The sequence below is a fragment of the Streptomyces daqingensis genome (genome assembly GCF_014645895.1).
Lineage (GTDB): Bacteria > Actinomycetota > Actinomycetes > Streptomycetales > Streptomycetaceae > Streptomyces > Streptomyces daqingensis.
Map to the genome: position 1 here is coordinate 172,535 of NZ_BMMP01000013.1, position 19,508 is coordinate 192,042.

The window sequence follows — 19,508 nt, forward strand, 5'->3', positions numbered from 1 at the left end:
AGCGCGGAGGCGGCCCACAAGGCGCCGGGCACCACTCAGGCTCCCCCGGTGAGTCTCTTCGTCACAGACTCGATGAACTCCGCGGCCTCGATCTCAGTGATCTCAACGTGGTCGACATCGTTGTGCCCGAGGTCGTACAGCCTGAGGTACTCCGTCGGCTCCCAGCGAAGATTACGCGTGAACGCGTCATCATGGGTCTGGTCTTCTTCGACTCGGCGACGGACGATCCCGCGGGGTTTTCGTCTAGGGTAGCCGTCACTGACCTTTGCGTAGTAAGTGATCTCACCCTCGGCATCAAGAGCGTCAAGCGTCGTCGGGGTCGACACGAGGAAAGGCGTCGCGGAAGCATTGCTCTGCACGTTACCGAGCCGGATCATCACGCCGTTGAGGTCGAGGTACTCCTCAAGGAACCAGCCACCGCCTCGCTCATAGAACAGCAGGAGCGGCTCGTAGGGATCCGGCAACCCACTCGGCGGTTCGCGGTGAGCATCGCGGAGCGCTGCCCACCGAACGGCCGCACGACACGAGGCCTTGAGTGAAGCAGGGGCAAGACCGCTCATCAGCTCTTCCAGCTCGGCGGCAACCTCGGCCGGAGTCTCGACGCTGCTGTCGACGTGCTCAGCGATGTCGAAGAACGGCCACACCCCCTCGGCCCCATATGCCTGTGCCCACAACGCCGCCCGCCGCAGGTACTCGCGCATGAGCAGCGCCCGTGAATTGGCGTGATCGAACGCCTCGGAGTCGTCCCTCCAGCCGACCGCACGCAACCGCTCAAGGACAGCACCCGACTTCGCAGGGCTGGAAACCATGCGCGGGGGAAGACGGATCGCTCTGCGACTCTTCTCGGCTCGTGTCAAGTGTCGAACTCACCAAGCCAGCTTCGTTGCAGCAGGTGCTTCGGCAGATATTCGGATTCCACCTCGATAGGAATTCCTCCGTCGTAGGCGAGACATGTGCTGGCAAGGGGGCCTAGGGAAACAAGCCCTTCGATCCGACCACTCCGGTCCTCGTCGGCGGTCCAGTAGGCCTTGTGCAGCTTCAGGGCTTCCGCCAAAGCTTCGTTGAATCCGGCCTCGTCCTTACGAACGAACCGATGGAAAAGGTTGATCGGTGGGTAAAGAACGCTCTGCAGCAGATCTGAAGGGGCCACCGTAGCCACGTCCGGATAGGGCCCTTCGATGGCAGCGACCAGCTTTTCCACCAAGTCTGGCCGTTCCAACCAGTAGGCCTGCAGGGCGCCCACCCAGTGGTACACGTACTCGTCGTACTGAGCGCCGGACGACCGCAACAGATCGACGGGGACCTGACAGAGGGCGGTCATACGCTCCTGCTCGCGACAGATGACCGCGAACCAGAAGGCGGTAAGCCAGTTTCCGGCATCGGTGTACTCGCGGACCCCAGTGGCGGGGATACTTAGCACCTTGCCGTTGATGCGGCACTGTACTGTGCCATCAGACTCCAGCGCAGCGGCAAACATCGCCGATCCAACCTGCATAGCGGAAACCACTGCTTCCCAGGTTTCCAGCCGGCCTGCCAACGGATCCACTGCCACCCGCGCCTGGACATGCATCACGGCTTTTCCCAGCACGGAGTTGAACATGCCCGGTGACTCTTCCAGCCAGTCGACCGACTTGGCAGTGCTCTCACCCAGCGCCCTGGCGTAGCCTTCGTCGTCCGGGCCGGGGTCGCCATGCCTCGGCACTTGTACGGTCACAGCGCTCCCCAGCCGACCACGCGCAACCGTCCAAGTACAGCACCCCACATCGCGGGGCTGGAAACCATGCGCGGGGGAAGACGGATCGCTCTTTGACTCTTCTCGGCTCGTGTCAAGTGTCGAACTCACCAAGCCAGCTTCGTTGCAGCAGGTGCTTCGGCAGATATTCGGATTCCACCTCGATAGGAATTCCTCCGTCGTAGGCGAGACATGTGATGGCGAGGGGGCCTAGCGCGATCCGCCCATCGGGATCCTTGGCACGATCCTCGTCGGCGGTCCAATAAGTCTTGTGCAGCGTCAGGGCTTCCGCAAGCGCCTCGTTGAACCCGGCCTCGTCCTTACGCACGAACCGGTGGAAGAGGTTGATCGGTGGGTAGAGAATGCTCTGCAGCAGGTCCGAAGGGGCCACCGTAGCCACGTCCGGATAGGGCCCTTCGATGGCAGCGACCAGCTTTTCCACCAACTCTGGCCGTCCCAGCCAATAGGCCTGCAGGGCGTCCACCCAGTGATACACGTACTCGTCGTACTGCCCCTCAGCGGATCGAAGCCGATCGAGAGGAATTTGGCAGAGCTCGGTCATACGCTTCTGTTCCCGGCAGATGACGGCGAGCCAGAATGCCGTGAGCCAGTTGCCTGCGTCTGCATAGGGCCGGGGACCGATGATTGGAATGCGCCGCACCTGTTCATTGATGCGGCACTCAACGGTTCCTTCCGCCTCCGCCGTGACGGCGAAGATCGCCGAACCGATCTGCATCGCCGTTACAGCTGCCTCCCACGTCTCCAACTTCGCAGCGGCCGGGTCGGCGGTGCACCGAGCCCAAAGGTGCAGCAAAGCCGTGTCGAACGCGAAGTCGATCATCTCCGGAGACTGCTCGAGTCTTTGCACGTCCGAGACGACGTCCTCACCGAGCTCTTCCCCGAAGCGGACCGAGCTGGGCCCCGGCTCGAAATGCCGGGGGACGGTAACGGTCACGGCGTACTCCTGTCGGCGACGGTCCCCCTTACCAATGCCGTCATTCGATCAATGTGTTCCGCTTGCCTTCTCCCGGAGCGAAGCCAGGTCGAGAAGGTCGGGGCTGTCGCCCTCTGAGAGACCAGCAAGCTCAGCGAGAGCATGAGAAGGGGACAACCCCCGGTCGTACGCGTTACCGAGCCGATCGAGCCAGGCAAGACCGTCCTTGTATCCGTCTTCATCCGCGTCATCCCTGGGCTCGAAGCTCGCCGCGTTCTCCGCGTCGGAAGCCCAGAGGTACCCGAGCACACCGTGCCACCCTCTCACGGGAACGTATTGCACTACCCCGTCCGCCGAGCGCTTGTACCCGGGCGTGAATCGCGGCTCGTGACGGAACACCCTGTTCCGATATGGGATCTCAAAGCTGCCCCAGACGTCAGACGCGCTGCCGTCCTCTTCGAAGTAGTTCTCGACTCCGGTTTCAGTCGGCTTCCCGAAGTATGTGGGGTCGTCTGGATCGGTTTCTGTGTCGAGAACTTCCGAAAGGTCACGCAGGGCAGCAGACAACCGAGGAGCGTTGCGCTCGTGTACTGCCGGCTGCGAGCACCCCCGGAGATCAAACGGCATCCAGGCGTCCGAGAACGTCACCAGATCAATCGACACATAGTCGAGAAACGCCGAAGCACCGATTGAGAATGCATTTTCTTCACAGGTTCCGCCGAGAACGACTGCGGAACCCGAAATCCGAGCGTTCACGCCTCCGATCTTCTGCCCGGCATCAAGGGCTGCCTTGACCTCGTCGTTCAGGGTTTGGGGCCACGACGACAGCTCCGTAATGTCGAAGCTCCCCTCGAAAAGGAAATCATTGGAGTCCCCGGCTCTGTGAACTGACACAGAGACTCTCGGGGGGTCGACGAGGAGCCGATGCCGAGCCAAGACGGAGTACGCCGCGAGATGCTGCTCGAGACACGCAAGCACCTTGTCACCCGACTGGTGTTCCCTCCCCCAAGTCCACCTGGCCACAGGAGTGGTGGCGATCACAACGTTCCCTCCGACATGAACTCCGTTCGGCGGCATGGTCAGAGCACCGTTCCACGAACGACGAAATGAATGTTCTTCTCACCGTGGACGTACGCCAAGGCCCGTGAATGGTTCTCTGCGTGCTCGCTGACACCTCGGAAGACCAGCAAAGTGGCGTCGAAGCCAGCGGTCCGGTTCATCGCTCCCTGACCGGCTGCGACGCACCAGGTTGCTGGAAACGATTACCCGGTCTCGATCTCGCCCGCCCACGAGAAATCCAGAAGTGCTTCCGGCATGTACTCGGATTCGACTTCGATGGGGAAGCGGGCGTCCCTGGCCAGACACGCCATGGCAAGCGGTACCAGCGCAACCAGCCCGTCACTGCTCATCGCTCGATCGTCGTCGGCTGTCCAGTATTCCTTGTGCCACCGGAGGGCATCTGACAAAGCGGCGTTGAACTGAGCGTGATCGCCACGCAGGTAGCGATAGAACAGGATAATCGGCGGGTATAGGATCTTAGCCATCAGCTCCGGGTCAGCGGAGTGCGAGACCTCTGGATTCGTCCCGTCGACCGCGGCGACGAGCTTCTCGCCCACATCGTCCCGGCCGGTCCAGAAGCCCTGCAAAGCCTCAACCCAGGCATAGATGTACTCATCGAACACCGCGCCTGAATCACGCAGCAGGGAAATCGGCACCTCGGCCAAGCGATTCAGTCGCTGGTTATCGCGGCAGATCATTGCGAGACAGAAGGAGGTGATCCAGGCACCGGCGTTCGCGTAGGGCTGCGGTCCCGTCGCGGGAAGGTGCTTGACCTCACCTCCGATGCGACACTCTGCACCTTCCTCGTTGGCACTCGCGGAAGCGAACAAGGCGGAGCCGACCTGCATCGCAGTGACCCAGGCTTCCCAAGTCTCGATCTTCGTCGCCTTGGTGTCCACCGCACACCGAGTGCTGGCGAAGTTCAGAGTCACACCCAGAGCCTGACCCCGTGCGACGTCCGATTCCTCAAGCCGCTCCATGACCCACGACACGGTCTCACTGAGCACCTCGAGGCCTTCGGTCACGTTGTCTGTCGGGTAGTCATGGCGAGGAACGCTCCTGACCACTTACTCACTCCTCTAACTGATCTTGAAGTGCTCCAAGGTGGCACCCGCGTAGGACCCTGGGTTCTCGGAAGCCTTCACCATGACGTATTGCAGCTTGTTGTTTTCCAGGGCATCGAGAAGGCGGAGAGCGAGTAGCCCGTCTCTCGGAGAGCGTCCCGCACGCTGCTGCATCTCTTCGATGATCGTTTGTACGTATTCCCTGGTGCCCTGCTTGACCATTATGCCCCGGGCAGGACCAGCTCCCTGGCGCCACAGGAGGTCGCCCTTCGGCGCCTTCGCCTCGACGATCAGGTAGCCGTCGCCCAACTTGTAGAGCTGGTCGAACATGTTCGCACCGTTGCTCGTCTTCGGCAGCGGAATCCACTCAGCCTCGGGGAAGTGCTTCGGCACAACATGGAATCTGGCAGCGTCCTCGCCCAATCTCTCCGCAATGGAGCTGTTGTTGGGCTGATCACCGAGCTGCCGGGAGTACGCCTCTTGAGCGTCGTCAAGAGCGCGCTGCGCGGCGTCGACGTCAGGGTGCTCCTTGAACGCCCGTTCCGCACTACTGAGGTCCACCGAAACCCGTCGGTCCCTGGCCACCTGATCGAGGTGGTCGATGTGCTCGGCCCTCACTGAATTGCGGTGGAGCGCCTCAGGATTGAGCCGCACCTCCGAGGGACCTGCGGGGAGGTCGTGCTTGGACACCCAGTTGCCGTTGGCGTCCTTTGCCAAGACCGGCAGTTCGACGCCGTTCTCAGTCGCCTTCACATCGAGACGATGACCGTCCGAGCGGTAATACTTCTCAAACCAGTTCTTATCGTTGTTGGCCTTCCAGATCTGCTCATCGAGAATCTGCTTACGTTGCTCTGTCGTGAGTCGCGACGCATCATCGGCCCCGGTCCCCTCGTCCCCACGACCGCCTGCCGACGCCTCCCCCGCGTCGTCGCCGGCGCCCCCGAGGTCGTCCAGGCCTCCGCCGCCGGGCGGGCCTTCGTAGTGGCCCCCGCCCGGCAGGTCACGGCCCGACGAGCCGCCGAAATCGTCCCCGCGGCCGCCGCCCCCCGGCATGTCGCCCGCTCCCCCGCCGCCGGGGGCGCTGTCGGTCGCGCGGCCCGCGCCGGCCAGGGCCGGTTCGCGGGCGGGGGCCTCCACGCGCGGCACTTCGGCGCTCGCGCGCGGTGCGTGCTCGCCGTTGCGGCCGACCACGTCGGCGGGGGCCTGGTCCGTGTGCCGGACGATGTCGCCCTGCGCGTCCAGGATGTTGCCCTCGGGGTCCAGGTATTGCGCCGGGGCTCCCGCCTCCGTGGGCAGTTTGACGGTGCCCTCGGGCAACGCCGGTACGTTCTCGGGCAGTCTGACGCTGCCGTCCGGCAGGCGGGTCGCGCCGTCCGGGATCGCCGCCCCTTCGGGGAGCCGTACGGCGCCGTCGGGCAGCCGCACGGAACCCTCGGGAATCGTGATCGCCTCGTCGGGAAGCCGCGGTATCTCGATGTTGCCCGCGCCCCGCACGGCTTTCGAGATGTCGCCGATCTTCGACAGGCCCGCCCCGGTGCCCTTGGCGATGTACGTCATGGGGTCGATGGCACGGCCGGCCTTGCCCGCGGCGGAGATGACCTTGGCGGCGGCGCCCGCCTTGCCCGCGCCGGAGGCCGCGCCACCGGCGCCGCCCGTGAAGACGGTGGTGACGACGTTGAAGGTGGCGGCTCCTGCCGCGCGGCCCGGGTTCTTGCCCCACTCGTCCCAGGCGACGAGCGACTTGCCCGTCTCCTTCATGGCCGTGCGGGAATCCCTCAGCCAGGAGGGGAGCTTGCTGTCCGGCAGCGTCCAGAACGCCGTGCTGACGCCGGGGAGCGCCGAGAGTACGAGGCCGGTGCCCAGCTGGGCGAGGCCCTTCCACGCCTGGCCCATGGCGTCCCAGCCGCCGAAGCCGACGAGCGTGCCCAGGCCCTTGATCGTGCCCCACACCCCGTCGACGATCAGACCGTCCCACACGAAGGACTTGACCCAGTGGCCGGCCTCGTACCAGTGGTGCTTCTCCTCGACCGGGTCGCCCCAGGGGACCTTGGCGTTCTTCATGTCGTCGGCGCTGAACCCGTACTGGTCCTTGCGGTCCGACCCGTCCCCGGCGACCATCTGCGTGCCGTTCCAGAGGGCGGTGATCTTGTTGTGGCAGGTGCGTTCCGCGGCCCAGAAGGCCGCGACGGTGGCGGTGATCTCACCGCGGAGGGCGTTGTGCTCCTCGACCTTGTCCCCGTCGTACTGCCAATCGTCGTCGTCGGCGTTCTCGCTGACGAACTTCGAGGCGTCCGCCTTGAGTTGCTCCAGCTTGTCCACCAGCGGACGGATCTCGGAGGCGTACTCGGACAGCGCGGAGGAGACCGTCTCCAGGTCGTCCGCGAAGTCGTCGGCGCGTTCCTTGACGGGCTGCGTCGAGGCGAAGAGCTGTTCCGCCTCCGGCGCCTTGTAGTACGCCGAAAGGCCCTGGAAGCGGGAGTGGATGTCGGCGCCGGACTGCCGGACCTTGCCCGCGTCCTTCTTCAGGGCGGCGTGGTCCTGCTCCAACTGCGGAAGGTTGCCCGTGTACTGGGGTATGGCGTCCGGGTTGATCAACGCGGCTCCCTCCCCGTCTGCTTGGGAGCGACGTCGACGGGCCCGGAGGCCGCGCTCGCCCTGCGCTGGGCCTCCGCCGCCATCTGCAGGTCGCCTTCGAGGTATTCGGTCGTGGCCTTGACGGCACCGTTCATCGACCTGCCGGCCCGCTGCGCGACGGCCTTGAGGTCGAGGACGGCCCGCTCGGCGAACTGCGAGAGGGCCAGCGCCACCAGCCCGCCCTGCGCGCCCTCACCGCCCGAGCCGCCACCGCCCTCGGCGCTGATGGTGCCCGCGCTCTTGGCGGCCGACTGCAGGTTCTTCCCGAAGGTCTTGGCCTGCTTCTCCAGCCCCTCGGCGGCGTGCCCCGTCGAGTTCAGAACACCGCGAATGCCCTGCGGATCCAGGTCCCAGCCGGTCATGCTCCGCTACCCCGTTCCCCCGAGTTCCTCGTGATCAACCGATGTTGTCCACCGCGGACTTGGCCCTGGAGAGGGTCTGCTGGGCCGTGCCGTCGTTCTTCTCCAGCGTGGTGCGGAGCAGCTGGATGATGCCGCGGACCTCGTTGGACGCGCTCTTCCAGCGCAGCTCCTTGCCGTGGTACTCGTCCGCGACGCCGTCGGCGGTGAAGTCGGCCATCGCCTCCTTGACCTGGGCGTCACGCTCGTTGATCACCGCCTCGAGGCGCGCGATCACCGCCTGGATGTTGGACTGGGCGTCGGCGGACGCACCCGTGTCGTAGGAACGCCGGTCGCTGCTCTGACCCACCGCTCATCACTCCCCGTGAGAAATACGGCCTGCCCTCCAGGCCGCTCGAATCGGTCAGCGGCCGCCGAAGCGGGCCGCGTCGAAGTTCGCCGCCGCCATCTGCGTACGGGCGTTGTCGCCCTGCTCCTGGTCTCCCGACCCGAACGCGGTCTCCATGCCGGACTGGCCGCCCAGGATCGCCGACAGCGCACTGTTCAGCGACGCGGCGATCTCGTCGGACCGCGACTTGAAGGAGTCGAAGGCGACCTTTCCGGAGCCGTTGAAGCGGCCCTCCAGCGGCTCGGCCGCCTGCACCAACTGGCGTACCAGCGTCCCGAGATCGTCACTCGACCCGCGCGACTTGCTCGTCAGAGTCGCGAGGGTCTGCGCACCCATGTCGAACTTCATCCGGACTCCCCCTGCCGTGTATTGAGCGGTCCCACAATACGCCGTTCCTATCAACTCGCAGTTCCTACCAACTAGTTGCGACCTGCGCAATCGAGATCTGACAGGCTGTGACGAGCATGTGACAGGGCAACGGTGAGCGAGAGTCGGGGAGTTGGCACGCGCCCCCGGTCGAACGCCGGCACGGCTCTCTTCCATTCCGGGCACGGGCGTCGACCGCCGCCCCGGCGAGCGAGCGTGCAGCGCGGGGCCGGCCCCGCGGGGGACCCGCCCCCGTCTCGGGACGGACCCGCGGGCAAGTGCGCAGCGGCTAGAGGTGTATGCCGTTCAGCGAACTCACCATGGACCCGAGCGTGGAGAGAACCCATTTTCCGAATTCGGTGGGCGCGACGAGAATTCCGAAGACCATGACGGTCAGGACGGTCATTCTCTGGTCCGCGCGACTACGGGCCTCCACGCGCCGCTGCAGCCGGAGATAGATCACGAGGCCCAGGAGAAACGTGACGTCGAGAGTGAAGATGAGGCCGCCCATAGAACCCCTCCCTGTGTGGCCTCAGAACATCGTTCCACTCGCAACGTGCCCTTCTCACCGGCTCTCGCAACGGTGGCTGGACCCTGCCCCGTGCTGGCGAAATCGCCGAGAGTCCTCACCCTCTCAACTCACATATCATCGCGGGGAATTCACACATTCGTGCACGGCTCGCGCTGGGGTTCCCGCTCGTTCTCCGGCCTCTGTTCCTCTGTATTGCCGCTGTTGCCCCGCTCGTGAATTCACGGCTCGGATTTCGCACTTGACGTCGGCGCGCAAGCGTCTGGTGGGCGGCGAGTCCGCTGCTGGAACGGGACGGAGCGGCGGCACCGACTCGCGTTCGCCCAATCGCGTCGGCCCAGCACTGTGCGGGCCGGGGACCTCCGGCCGTCGGCTCCCGTGTACCTCGAAGTGCGCAGCGGCGACGGCCCGCCTCGCGCACAGAGCAGCGGGCCCGCGGCAACCCGTGAGGGAAGCCGCGAGCCCGGCCAGATGAGAGATAACAGATGTCAGATGTCAGAGACTGGCTGACAGAGACCGGCTGACAGCTGACAGATAGCAGAGGCCCGATGTCAGAAGGCTGATGACAGGTGACAGAAGCCCCATGACAGGTGACAGATGACAGAAGCCAGCTGACAGATGACAGAAATCAGCTAACCAACGCCAAATATCAGACCTCAGAACGAAGCCGTGAAACGGTACGCGGAGTGGTCCGAGCCGAAGCGCTTCAGTCGGTCGACCTTGGAGGTCGTCACCGAACCGGTGGCGTACGACTGGTCGATCGGCACACCCTTGGCGCCCTTCACCCGGATGTAGTCGACGTTGCCGGGCAGGCTCACCTTGCGGTGCCGGTTGAAGTCGCCGACCACGAATATCGGCAGCTTGGTGTTCCTGCCGTGCAGGTTCTTGACGACGTCGCGGAGCTTGCCCGCGTGCTTCTTCCAGCGTCCCTGCCGTTCCGGGTGCTTGCTCCAGGCGCCGGAGATGAAGTGCGTGTTGACCATGAAGAACCGCTGCTGGCTCGACCGGTGCTCCAGCAGCACCCAGTTGACGTACCGGTTCGGCGTCACCTTCGCCTCGCCCTTGTGGGTGAGGACTGAGCCGGAGTCGAGGGGTTTGAACACGTCCTTCCGCCAGGAGATCGGCACTGCCTTCGCCGGTCCCGACTTGGGCAGGAAGTGGCTGTACTTGGGGAGTTGCTCGCGCAGCCGCTTCCGGGCGGCCGCCGACTCCATCTCCTGCCAGCCGATCACGTGGCCGAGGGCCTTGAACTGGGCCCTGCCGCGCCAGACGTTGTGGGTGGCGACCTTCATCTTGACGGCGGCCGTCCCGGCGGCCGGAGCCGCTGCGGCGTCCGAATCGGTCGTCGCGGCCCCCGCGGACATGGTGGAGAAAGTGATTCCCGATGCCGTCAGGGTGGCCACGGCGCCGAGCAGCACTCTCGTACGCGGTCTCATGCAGAAGCTCCTCGAGGTCTGAAGTTGCGGCGGAACGGTGGACCGTGTGGCCGGAACCGGCGGCCTCCGTCGCAGCCCGGGCCAACGCGCCCTGATGGGGCGGGTGGCCGGCGGGCCGTCGACGTCCGACCTATTCAAGAGGGCCGCCATACAAAGCGGATACATTCCGGCTGAGGGCGCGTACGGCGAGCGCCTCTCCGGACAGCGGCCCGTCTAGAGGGTCAGACGGGTCAGATGAGCACGTTCTTGTGGAAGACGTTCGCGTAGCGGTCGATGTGACCCATGCTCCTGCGGGACGCGAACCCCATGTTCAGACGGATCTCGCCGCCGGAGGTGGTGATCGCCATTCCCTCCGGCTCCCGGTAGACGAGCGACTTGCCCGCCTTCGTCCGGAACCGGTCGACGACCTTGCCGGTGTTCAGGTCGACGCACGAGACGTAGGAGTTGATGTCGGCGGGGTCGGCGTGGCCGTCGCCGTCGAGCGTGTACAGGTAGCTGCCCAGGACGGTGTAGCCCTGGAACGTCACGGAGCCGTTGCCGAGTCTGGGCTGCGTGATCTTCGCCAGCGGGTCGGTGAACGTGCCGTTCCCGGCGTCCATGCTGGAGAAGTCGTACAGCCGCAGCGTGAACTTGCCCGCCTCCTTGCGGCGGATGAGGATCCGCTCGTTCACGGGGTCCGTGGCGCAGGTGATCGTCTTGCTGCCCTTGAAGAACTTCTTCACTCCGGACGGCTTCTTGCCGTTGACGAACTTGAAGCGGGCCAGGGCCGTGCCACGGCCGCTGTCGTCGTTGCTGGAGGACTCGCACTCGACCCATATGTAGGAGTCCGAGCCCCGCGGCTCCACGCCGATGGACACGCCGTGGCCGGCGTTGTCGATGTGCATGTGCCCGGTGACCCGTCCGGAGGCGTCGAGCCTGTTGATGCACAGGTCGTCGCCCGAACTGCCGTCACGCTGCTGAGAGATGAACAGCCGCCGGTTCTTCGCGTCGTACGCCATGCCCTGCATCGCATGGTGCTTCTCGTGCAGCAGCACGCCGCGGAAGACGTCGTGCGAGGGCTTCGACAGGTCGAAGCGTCTCGTCTTGGGTACGGCGGCGGTGGCCTCTCCTGCCGTCAGTGCGCCTATCGCTCCGGCGGACAGCAGGGCCGCGCTTCCCGCGCCGATCAGCCCGCGTCTTGAGATGTGTCCGGACATCGACACCCCCGTGTCGTCGTTTCGTCATGCCTGAGATCCGTCGGCCCCCCGATCATCGCCCAGGGCAACCAAATGCGTAAGGGGGTGCCGGAATCCGGCGGGAATGTCGCGCCCCCGGCCGCCCTGTCCTGGTTTCCCTGACTTCGTTTCACCGGAATGCGCCCCGGAGTCCGGATCGTCCGACCGCGGATAGGCGCTCAACTCGCGGTCGGGATAGTGTGCCGCCTGACCTGCGGCGCGGAATTTGCTTGCCCGGCCGCGCCCTGCCGAACTGACCCTCCGGCAGCCGGTAACAGGCCGTGACCCGAGCGCTACGGCGGCGATGGTACTGTCCCGCCCGCTGCTGATCGAACGTGGGGGATTCGAATCGCCCTGCACTTTCCGAAAGTTGTCCGTTTTCATGCCAGAGTGCCGCGCGATGCCTTTCAGGCTCACCCGCTGTGACGGGATATCCGCCGCCAGTGACCCGACCAAGTCGCTGGCAACCCGAGTGTCACCCGCAGTTGCTCCTCGGAACACGTGACGGAGCGACGCTGTGAGAATCTACCGCCGCCTCGTTCTGCTGGTCGCGGTACCGCTTGCGGTGGCCGTCACCTTCTCCGTACTCGCTCTCGCGCCCTCCGGGCAGCAGGCGTTGCAGGCCCACCGGCTGGCGAACATGGTCGAAGCCGCCGCCGCCGCGAACGAACTGGCCTACAGGCTGCAGGGGGAGCGTACGAGCGCCACGGCCTTCGTCTCGGGCCAGGGCGACGAGGCATCGTTCCGTAAGACCGCGAACGCCACCGGCGAGAGTGCCGACGCCTTCCGCGCCAAGCGCGAACGGCTGTCGAAGGTGCCCGGCAACGCCCAGGAGGCCCTCGACCGCATCGACCGCTCCCTGAAGCAACTGCCCACCCTGCACGCGCAGGTCCGCGCCGGCAGCAGTTCGCTCTCCGCGCTGACCTTCAGCTACCGCATCGTCATCGCCGACCTGGTGGCGTACCGCGAAGGCATAGCCCAGGCCGAGGGCGTCGACGCCGACGTCGCCGACCAGATCCGCGCGAGCGCCGCCCTCTCCGAGGCGACCGAGCACATGGGGCAGCAGCAGGTCACTGTGCTGCAGGCGCTGGCCGGAGGGGGGTTCACACCCGCCTCGCAGCGGACGTTCGAGGCCACCCGGCTCGGATACACCGAGTCGACGGGCACGATGTTCGACATCGGCCCCCAGGAGTGGCGCACCTGGCTGGAGAAGGGCGTCTACGGCCCCAAGGCTCTGACCGCGCAGCGACTCGAGGACCGGGTGGGACGCAGCGAGGTGAACGCCGATCTGCCGATCTCGCCGGCCAGTTGGCAGGAAGCGACCGCGGACCGTTTGTCGCTGCTGCGCAAGGTGGAGCGGCGGATCGACGGTTCCGTCATCAGGACGGTGAAGGACCAGCGCACCGAACTGATCTGGTGGGCCGTCGCCCAGGCGGTGCTCGTGCTGCTGACGCTGGTCGGCACCGTCTTCGTCGCCTCCCGGCTGGGCCGTGTGATGATCCGCCGCCTGCGCCACCTGCGGGACGCCGCGAACGACATGGCCTACAGGCGGCTGCCCCAGGTCACCGCGGAACTGTCCCAGCCGGGTGCGCTGAGCGGCGCCACTCCCGCCCAGGTCGCCGAGCGGGCCGGGAAGGCGGTGGCCACCACCGGCGAGGACGAGATCGGGGAGGTCGGTGAGGCCTTCAACTCCGTGCACCACGAGGCCGTACGGCTGGCCGCCGAACGGTCCGACGCGCAGGACCAGTTCGCCGAGACGCTGGTGACCGTGGCGCGCCGCGGCGCGCAGCTGACCAGCGTCATGGTCTCCGAGCTGGACGTGATGCAGCGTGACGAGGCCACTCCGGAGCGGATGAAGCTCCTGTTCGCGCTCGACCACCTGGCGAACCGCATGGAGCGCAACACCAACAACCTGCTGGTGCTGGGCGGTTCAGGGCACGGGCGGGCGCGCAGCACCGACGTGCCGCTCTCCACCGTGATCATGGTGGCCGCGCAGCAGATCGAGCAGTTCGGCAGGGTGGAGACGGGCGTCGTCCAGCCCGGCATCGACATCGCCGCCCGCGCCGTGCACGACGTGGCGCACATCCTGGCCGAGCTGCTCGACAACGCGACCCGCTATTCGCCGCCGGAGAAGAGCGTCGGAGTCGCCGCCTGGCGGCTGTGGGACCGGGCCGTGGTGCAGGTCGTCGACGACGGTGTGGGCATCAAGCCCAAGCGGCGCGCCGAGCTCAACTCCGCCCTGTCGGAACCCCGTAACAGGATCGGCGGCGTGCGGTCCATGGGTCTGCACGTGGTGGCGCAACTGGCCGCGCGGCACGGAATCGGGGTCGAGCTGCGTGCTTCGGAGAGCCCCGGCACCATCGTCGAGATCATGCTCCCCGCCGGCGTGCTGGGCGCCGCTCCCCGTCCCGAAGCCCCGCAGTTGCCGCAGGGCGCGGCGGCCGGCCGCAAGGGCGGAGAGGGTTCGGAGTCCGCGGCGTCCGGGCTCTCCGACGGGGACGACGAGATGCCTTCGCTGGAGTCCCCGGCTCCCCGGGCCGACGGACTGCTGCCCGGACGGGGCCGCGGCCGGCCAGAGCCCCTGACGTCCGGCGCCGCGGCGAGCGACGCGCGGCGGAGCGACCACGAGCGCAGCGCCGCAGGCGGCGACGAGAGCCGGGAGACGGCGCGTCAGCACGGCGGTTCCAACGGGTCGTCCCGGCTGGGAAGGATGCAACGACTGGGCGGCCGCGGGGAGTTCGGCGTGCCGTCCACCGCGTCCCGTTCCACGCCGGGCGACCCGGCGCCGAGCCCGCAGGGCACGGCGGAGCACAGCGGGCGTCGCGAGCCGCAACCGGCGCAGACCGCCGGCATCTCCGCCGCGGGACTGCCCGTACGGCGGCGCAAGCAGGCAGAAGAGCAGCAGCCGGTCCGTGCCCGGAGCGAGGAAGGCGACGGCGCGGGCGCCTCGACCGCCGGAGCCGCGTCCAAGTCCCGCACCTCGCCGCCCCGCCGCCGGGACTCGCGCCAGATCTCCGACGTCCTGACCGCCTATTCGCAAGGCATCAACAGGAGCATGAGCCGCCGGGAGCGCTCTGCCCCCTCGGACCCGAGCGGTCCGGGAAACCGGAATGCCGACGACACCCAACGGAATACGTGATGAGCCGATCCATCGATCTGAACTGGCTGCTGGGCGACTTCGCCCGGCGGCTTCCGGAAGTCACCCACGCCGTCGCCGTTTCCGTCGACGGGCTGACCCTCGCCTTCACCGGGATCCCCCGTGACGACGCCGACCGGCTGGCCGCGATCGCCTCCGGCATCGTCAGCCTGCTCTCCGGGGCGGCCGAGCTGACGGGCACGGACCCCGTGGAGCACAGCCTGACCGCGATGGAGGGCGGCTACATGTTCTCCATGGCGGTCTCCGGCGGCGCGTCGCTGCTGGTGTTCACCACGCGGGAGGCGGACATCGGGGAGGTCAGCTTCATGATGTCGGAGCTGATCAACCAGGTCGGTGAAGCGCTGTCGCCGGAGGCCCGCGACGACGAACGCCAGACCGCGCCCAGCTGAACCCGCCGGCCGGTGCGCCGCCTTCCCCCACCCGTATCCATCCATCGGAGCCCTCAATGACGAAAGACGCACGATCGGTGCGCGGCAAGAGAATACGGACAGCCTGCGCGGTGGCCCTCACGCTCGCGGTGACCGCGACCGCGGGGTGCACCGGAGAGAGCGGTGCCGACGACGAGACCGTGACGATCGGCCTCATCTCCTCCCTCTCCGGCGTCTACAAGCCCGTGGGCACGGAGACACGCGACGGGTTCAAGCTGTACCTCGACACGCACGACGGCAAGCTGGGCGGCCGCAAGATCGACCTCAAGATCGCCGACGAGGGCGACGGCCCGCCCACGGCGCTCCCCGCCGCCAAGAAGCTGATCAAGAAGGACCGGGTGGACGTCCTCACCGGTGTCACCGGCGGCGGCTCCGTCAAGGCCATGCTGCCGCTCGTGACGCGGAACAAGATCCCGCTGGTGGGGTCGAACGCCCGTCCCCCCGTCAAGGACGGCGAGTACGTCTGGCACACCAGCTTCATGTCGGACGAGCCGGGCGCGGCCATCGCACAGCACGTCAAGGACGAGGTGGACGGCCCGGTCTACGCGATCGGCCCGGACTACCAGGGCGGCCACGACGAGATGCGCGGCTTCACCACCGCCTTCGAGAAGGTCGGCGGCGAACTCGCCAACCCCGACGGCAAGACGACGTGGACGCCCTTCCCGAAGACCACCAACTTCGCACCGTACTTCGCCAAGATCGCGAGGACGGGCGCCAAAGCGGTCTACTGCTTCTACGCCGGCAAGGCCGCGATCGACTTCGTGAAGCAGTACGCCGAGTCCGACATCGCGGATCTGCCCCTGTACTCCGCCGGGTTCATCACCGAGGGCTCCGTGCTGCCCGCCCAGGGCAAGACGGCCAAGGGCATCTACTCTGTGCTCAACTACTCCGCGGACCTGGACAACGAGGCCAACCGGAAGTTCGTCTCCGACTGGACGGCCAAGCACGACGCGCCGCCCACGAGCTACGCGGAGGCCTCGTACGACGCCGCGGCGACGCTGGACAAGGCGATCGGGGAAGCCGCCAAGAAGGGCGAGGTGAACTCCGAGACGATCAACAAGGCCATCGCCGGGCTCGGCAAGATCGACAGCCCGCGCGGCACGTGGGAGTACAGCGAGAAGACGCACACTCCCGTGCAGCAGTGGTACCTGCGCCAGGTGCGCCCCGACGGCAAGCAGTTGGCGAACGTGGTGGTCAAGGACTTGTCGACGCTCGGTAGTTGACGTGGACGTACTGGACGCGCAGCTCGTTCCGGCGGTCGACGGCGTGGCCTACGGGCTGCTGCTGTTCGTCGTGGCCGCCGGTCTGAGCCTTGCCTTCGGCACGGCCGGGGTGCTCAACCTCTGCCACGGTGCGCTGTACGCCGTCGGCGCCTACACGGGCGCCGAGTTGAGCGACGGCACCTGGGAGGGCATGCTCCTCGGCCTGGCCGCCGGTACGGCCCTCGCGGGGGCGGCCGGCGTGCTGCTGGCGGCGTGCACCGCCCCGCTGGTGCGGCGCGGTCATCTCGCGCAGGCGCTGCTGACGTTCGGTCTCGCCTTGATCGGCGGCGACCTGCTCGTCGAGTACTTCGGTTCCGACGCGATCCCCGTACGGATACCCGGGGCCCTCGACCAGTCGGTGGACCTGCTCGGGCACCGCTACCCGGCCTACCGGCTCGGTTTCATCGCCATGGCGCTGCTGCTCGCGGGCTCCGGCACGTGGGTGCTGACGCGCACCCGCGCGGGGGCCGCCGTGCGCGCCGCGGCCGCCGACTCGCAGATGCTCGCGACCACCGGCCGCAGCCCCCGGGCCGTGCACACCGGGGTGCTCGCCGCCGCCGGGGCGCTGGCCGGGGCGGCCGGGGTGCTGGGCGCGCCGATCATCGGGCCCGGGCCGGACACCGGTGACACGGTGCTGATGCTCTCCCTGGTGGTCGTGGTGCTGGGCGGGCTGAGGTCCCTGTGGGCGATCCTGTTCGCCTCGGTCGCCGTGGGCGAGGTGCAGACGCTCGGTGTCTCCCTGGCCGCGGACTGGGCGCCGTATCTGCTGTTCGCCGCCATGGCCCTGGTGCTGTCCGTACGGGCGCACCGCGGTGCGGTTCCCGAGCCCGCCGGCGAGGACGGCGGCGGCGCCCCGGCGGCCGCCCCGGTCTCACGGCTGCTGCGCGCGCTCGCCCGCGCCCGCCGCCCACGGCCCGGCTCCGCGCGGCGGACGGGCATCGCGGGAGAGCCCGGAAACCCGGAGGTGCGGCGCGGCGGCACCGGCGGAGGAACCGGCCCGAGCCGTACGGCGAGTGCCGCGGTGGCAGCCGGCCGGCTGCTCCCCGGCCCGGTCCGCAGGGCGGGGCCGGCACTCGCGCTCCTCGCGGCTCTCGTCCCGCTGCCGGTGCTGCTGTCCCCGTACGCCCTCTCACTGGTCGGCTACGCGCTGGCGCTGGGGCTGCTCGCGGTCAGCGTCACCGTCCTGACCGGTTACGCGGGCCTCCCCACGCTGGGGCAGGCGGCCCCGTTCGCCGTCGGCGCGTACACCACGGCGCTGCTCGCCGGGGCGGGCTGGACGGTGGGGCCCGTCCAGGTACTCGCCTCCGCGGCGTTCGCGGCGCTGTTCGCGCTGGTCACCTCTCCCGCGGTGGTACGCGCCCGCGGCACGACCGTGCTGATGATCACGCTCGCCATCGGGGAGCTGACCGTCGTCGCCGCCGGTGAACTCAAGTCCGTCACCGGCGGAACGGAGGGGCTCATCGACTTCCCGCCCACCCAGGCGCTGTGGGGCGGCGAGCCGCTTGTCGACGAGAGCCCCGCCTACAACTACAGCCTCGCCGTGGCCGCCTGCGCCATCGCGCTCACGCTGTACTTCCTGCGCTCACCCGCCGGGAAGCTGCTGATCGGCACCCGCGAGGCCGAGGACCGCATGCGTGCCTCCGGCCATCCCGTGACCCGGTACCTCCTGCTCGCCTACGTCGGGGCCGGTGCTCTGGCAGGCGTCGGCGGCTCGCTGCTGACCACCGTGCAGGCGTACGTCTCGCCCGCGGACGTCGGCTTCGAGATCGCGGCGTTCGCGCTGCTGGCGGCGGTCATCGGCGGCACCCGTTCAGTGCTGGGCGCCATGTTCGGCGCCGGGCTCATCGTCTTCATCCGGGACTGGCTCTCCGCGTCGTGGCCCGGCCACGGGCCGCTCCTGCTGGGCGTCCTCTTCGTCCTCACCGTCTACCTGCTTCCGCACGGCCTCGCCGGACTCCGCACGGCCCGCCCGCCGATCCCGGACCGCCGGACCCCCGCACCCGAGGGCACCCCATGACACGCGACCACCCCCGGCCCCGCAGCGCGGCCGGCACGGCGAACCGCTCCGCCCCGCGCCCGGCGGTGGTCCCGTGCTGACGCTCTCCCACCTCACCCGCCGGTACGGCAGCCTCACCGCCGTCGACGACGTGAGCCTGCGGCTGCCCGCGGGAGCCCGGCACGCCGTCATCGGGCCCAACGGCGCCGGCAAGACCACGCTGCTGAACCTCGTCGCCGGCACGGCACGCCCCGACAGCGGGCGAATCCTGCTGACGCCCCCCGGCTGCCCCGGCGAGGGGAACCCGGCGGAGGGCTCCGGCACCGCGAAAGCCGCGCAGGCCGCCGACATCACGCGTACGACGGCCGCCCGCCGCAGCCGGCTGGGCATCGCCCGCAGCTACCAACAGCCGTCCGTCATCGCGGGGTTGAGCGTGCTGGACAATGTGGTCCTGGCCGCCTGGCGGCATCACCGCGAGGGCAGAGCCGCGTGGCGGCGGCCGTCCGCCGGACGGCGCCTGCGGGAGACCGCACTGGCCGGCCTGGAGACCGTCGGCCTGGCCGGGCTCGCGGACCGGCAGGCAGGCGAACTCTCGCACGGGCAGCGCCGCATGCTCGATCTGGCCGCCGCACTCGCCGGAAAGCCGCGCCTGCTCCTGCTGGACGAGCCGGCGGCCGGACTCACCGACCGCGACATCGGCCGCCTCGTCACCCTGCTCCGGGACATCCCCACGGACGTCGCGCTGCTGCTGGTCGAGCACCACATCGAGGTGGTGACCGCGCTGGCGGACACCGTGACCGTCCTCGCCGCGGGCCGCGTACTGGTGAGCGGCGGCACTCGAGACGCACTCGCCCGGCCCGAGGTCCGCGAGATCTACCTGGACGCCGTCCCTGCCTCGGCGGAAACGCCGGCGGGCTGCTCCGCGCCCCCGACCGGTCCGAGAGGATGAC

General features: G+C 68.0%; 17 protein-coding genes. 5 read left to right on the forward strand and 12 right to left on the reverse strand.

Going from position 1 to position 19,508, the window contains the following annotated elements; genetic code table 11:
• Window positions 1–35 precede the first annotated feature (35 nt).
• The 12 genes from IEY56_RS20030 to IEY56_RS20085 form a co-directional block, all read right to left on the reverse strand.
• Window positions 36–809, reverse strand: a complete 774-nt coding sequence (locus tag IEY56_RS20030) for a hypothetical protein (RefSeq protein WP_189038619.1) — start codon at window positions 807–809, stop codon at window positions 36–38.
• A gap of 44 nt (window positions 810–853) precedes the next feature.
• The gene (locus tag IEY56_RS20035; RefSeq protein ID WP_189038620.1) at window positions 854–1,714 is read right to left on the reverse strand and encodes an immunity 49 family protein; all 861 of its coding nucleotides are present in this window, start codon (window positions 1,712–1,714) and stop codon (window positions 854–856) included.
• A 112-nt stretch (window positions 1,715–1,826) separates the two neighbouring features.
• A complete protein-coding gene (locus IEY56_RS20040) occupies window positions 1,827–2,687 on the reverse strand; it encodes an immunity 49 family protein (RefSeq protein ID WP_189038621.1) in 861 nt (286 codons plus the stop codon).
• A gap of 48 nt (window positions 2,688–2,735) precedes the next feature.
• Window positions 2,736–3,707 carry a hypothetical protein gene (locus IEY56_RS28595; protein WP_229712050.1) on the reverse strand — a complete coding sequence of 324 codons (972 nt, stop codon included), beginning with the start codon at window positions 3,705–3,707 and terminating at the stop codon, window positions 2,736–2,738.
• Window positions 3,708–3,928: 221 nt separating this feature from the next.
• Window positions 3,929–4,792 carry an immunity 49 family protein gene (locus IEY56_RS20050; protein WP_229712051.1) on the reverse strand — a complete coding sequence of 288 codons (864 nt, stop codon included), beginning with the start codon at window positions 4,790–4,792 and terminating at the stop codon, window positions 3,929–3,931.
• Between the two features lie 12 nt (window positions 4,793–4,804).
• A complete protein-coding gene (locus tag IEY56_RS28600; RefSeq protein WP_229712052.1) occupies window positions 4,805–7,384 on the reverse strand; it encodes a hypothetical protein in 2,580 nt (859 codons plus the stop codon).
• Window positions 7,381–7,785 (reverse strand): DUF6507 family protein, encoded by a 405-nt coding sequence (locus IEY56_RS20060; protein ID WP_189038622.1) that lies wholly within the window; start codon window positions 7,783–7,785, stop codon window positions 7,381–7,383. The genes IEY56_RS28600 and IEY56_RS20060 overlap by 4 nt, the downstream gene beginning before the upstream one ends.
• Window positions 7,786–7,819: 34 nt before the next feature.
• Entirely contained in the window at window positions 7,820–8,131 is a 312-nt protein-coding gene (locus IEY56_RS20065; RefSeq protein WP_189038623.1) for a pore-forming ESAT-6 family protein, read from the reverse strand.
• A gap of 54 nt (window positions 8,132–8,185) precedes the next feature.
• Window positions 8,186–8,518 carry a hypothetical protein gene (locus IEY56_RS20070; protein WP_189038624.1) on the reverse strand — a complete coding sequence of 111 codons (333 nt, stop codon included), beginning with the start codon at window positions 8,516–8,518 and terminating at the stop codon, window positions 8,186–8,188.
• Between the two features lie 307 nt (window positions 8,519–8,825).
• On the reverse strand, window positions 8,826–9,047 hold the full coding sequence (locus IEY56_RS20075; protein WP_189038625.1) for a hypothetical protein: 222 nt from the start codon (window positions 9,045–9,047) through the stop codon (window positions 8,826–8,828).
• Between the two features lie 674 nt (window positions 9,048–9,721).
• Window positions 9,722–10,501 carry an exonuclease/endonuclease/phosphatase family protein gene (locus IEY56_RS20080; protein ID WP_189038626.1) on the reverse strand — a complete coding sequence of 260 codons (780 nt, stop codon included), beginning with the start codon at window positions 10,499–10,501 and terminating at the stop codon, window positions 9,722–9,724.
• 230 nt (window positions 10,502–10,731) lie between these two features.
• A complete protein-coding gene (locus IEY56_RS20085) occupies window positions 10,732–11,697 on the reverse strand; it encodes a phage baseplate protein (protein WP_189038627.1) in 966 nt (321 codons plus the stop codon).
• Between the two features lie 535 nt (window positions 11,698–12,232).
• On the opposite strand from IEY56_RS20085, the gene IEY56_RS20090 reads away from it, so the two are divergent.
• The 5 genes from IEY56_RS20090 (at window position 12,233) to IEY56_RS20110 (ending at window position 19,507) form a co-directional block, all read left to right on the forward strand.
• Entirely contained in the window at window positions 12,233–14,854 is a 2,622-nt protein-coding gene (locus tag IEY56_RS20090; RefSeq protein WP_189038628.1) for a sensor histidine kinase, read from the forward strand.
• A complete protein-coding gene (locus IEY56_RS20095) occupies window positions 14,854–15,261 on the forward strand; it encodes a roadblock/LC7 domain-containing protein (protein ID WP_189038629.1) in 408 nt (135 codons plus the stop codon). The genes IEY56_RS20090 and IEY56_RS20095 overlap by 1 nt, the downstream gene beginning before the upstream one ends.
• Window positions 15,262–15,317: 56 nt before the next feature.
• Window positions 15,318–16,523, forward strand: a complete 1,206-nt coding sequence (locus IEY56_RS20100; protein ID WP_189038630.1) for an ABC transporter substrate-binding protein — start codon at window positions 15,318–15,320, stop codon at window positions 16,521–16,523.
• 1 nt (window position 16,524) lies between these two features.
• Window positions 16,525–18,579, forward strand: a complete 2,055-nt coding sequence (locus tag IEY56_RS20105) for an ABC transporter permease subunit (protein WP_189038631.1) — start codon at window positions 16,525–16,527, stop codon at window positions 18,577–18,579.
• A 73-nt stretch (window positions 18,580–18,652) separates the two neighbouring features.
• A complete protein-coding gene (locus IEY56_RS20110; protein WP_189038632.1) occupies window positions 18,653–19,507 on the forward strand; it encodes an ABC transporter ATP-binding protein in 855 nt (284 codons plus the stop codon).
• Window position 19,508 lies beyond the last annotated feature (1 nt).

Bases quoted from the DNA above. Each gene is read 5' to 3' on its own strand.
- IEY56_RS20030 (WP_189038619.1), bottom strand. From the start codon at position 809: ATGGTTTCCAGCCCTGCGAAGTCGGGTGCTGTCCTTGAGCGGTTGCGT.
- IEY56_RS20060 (WP_189038622.1), bottom strand. From the start codon at position 7,785: ATGACCGGCTGGGACCTGGATCCGCAGGGCATTCGCGGTGTTCTGAAC.
- IEY56_RS20070 (WP_189038624.1), bottom strand. From the start codon at position 8,518: ATGAAGTTCGACATGGGTGCGCAGACCCTCGCGACTCTGACGAGCAAG.
- IEY56_RS20075 (WP_189038625.1), bottom strand. From the start codon at position 9,047: ATGGGCGGCCTCATCTTCACTCTCGACGTCACGTTTCTCCTGGGCCTC.
- IEY56_RS20080 (WP_189038626.1), bottom strand. From the start codon at position 10,501: ATGAGACCGCGTACGAGAGTGCTGCTCGGCGCCGTGGCCACCCTGACG.
- IEY56_RS20085 (WP_189038627.1), bottom strand. From the start codon at position 11,697: ATGTCCGGACACATCTCAAGACGCGGGCTGATCGGCGCGGGAAGCGCG.
- IEY56_RS20095 (WP_189038629.1), top strand. From the start codon at position 14,854: ATGAGCCGATCCATCGATCTGAACTGGCTGCTGGGCGACTTCGCCCGG.
- IEY56_RS20100 (WP_189038630.1), top strand. From the start codon at position 15,318: ATGACGAAAGACGCACGATCGGTGCGCGGCAAGAGAATACGGACAGCC.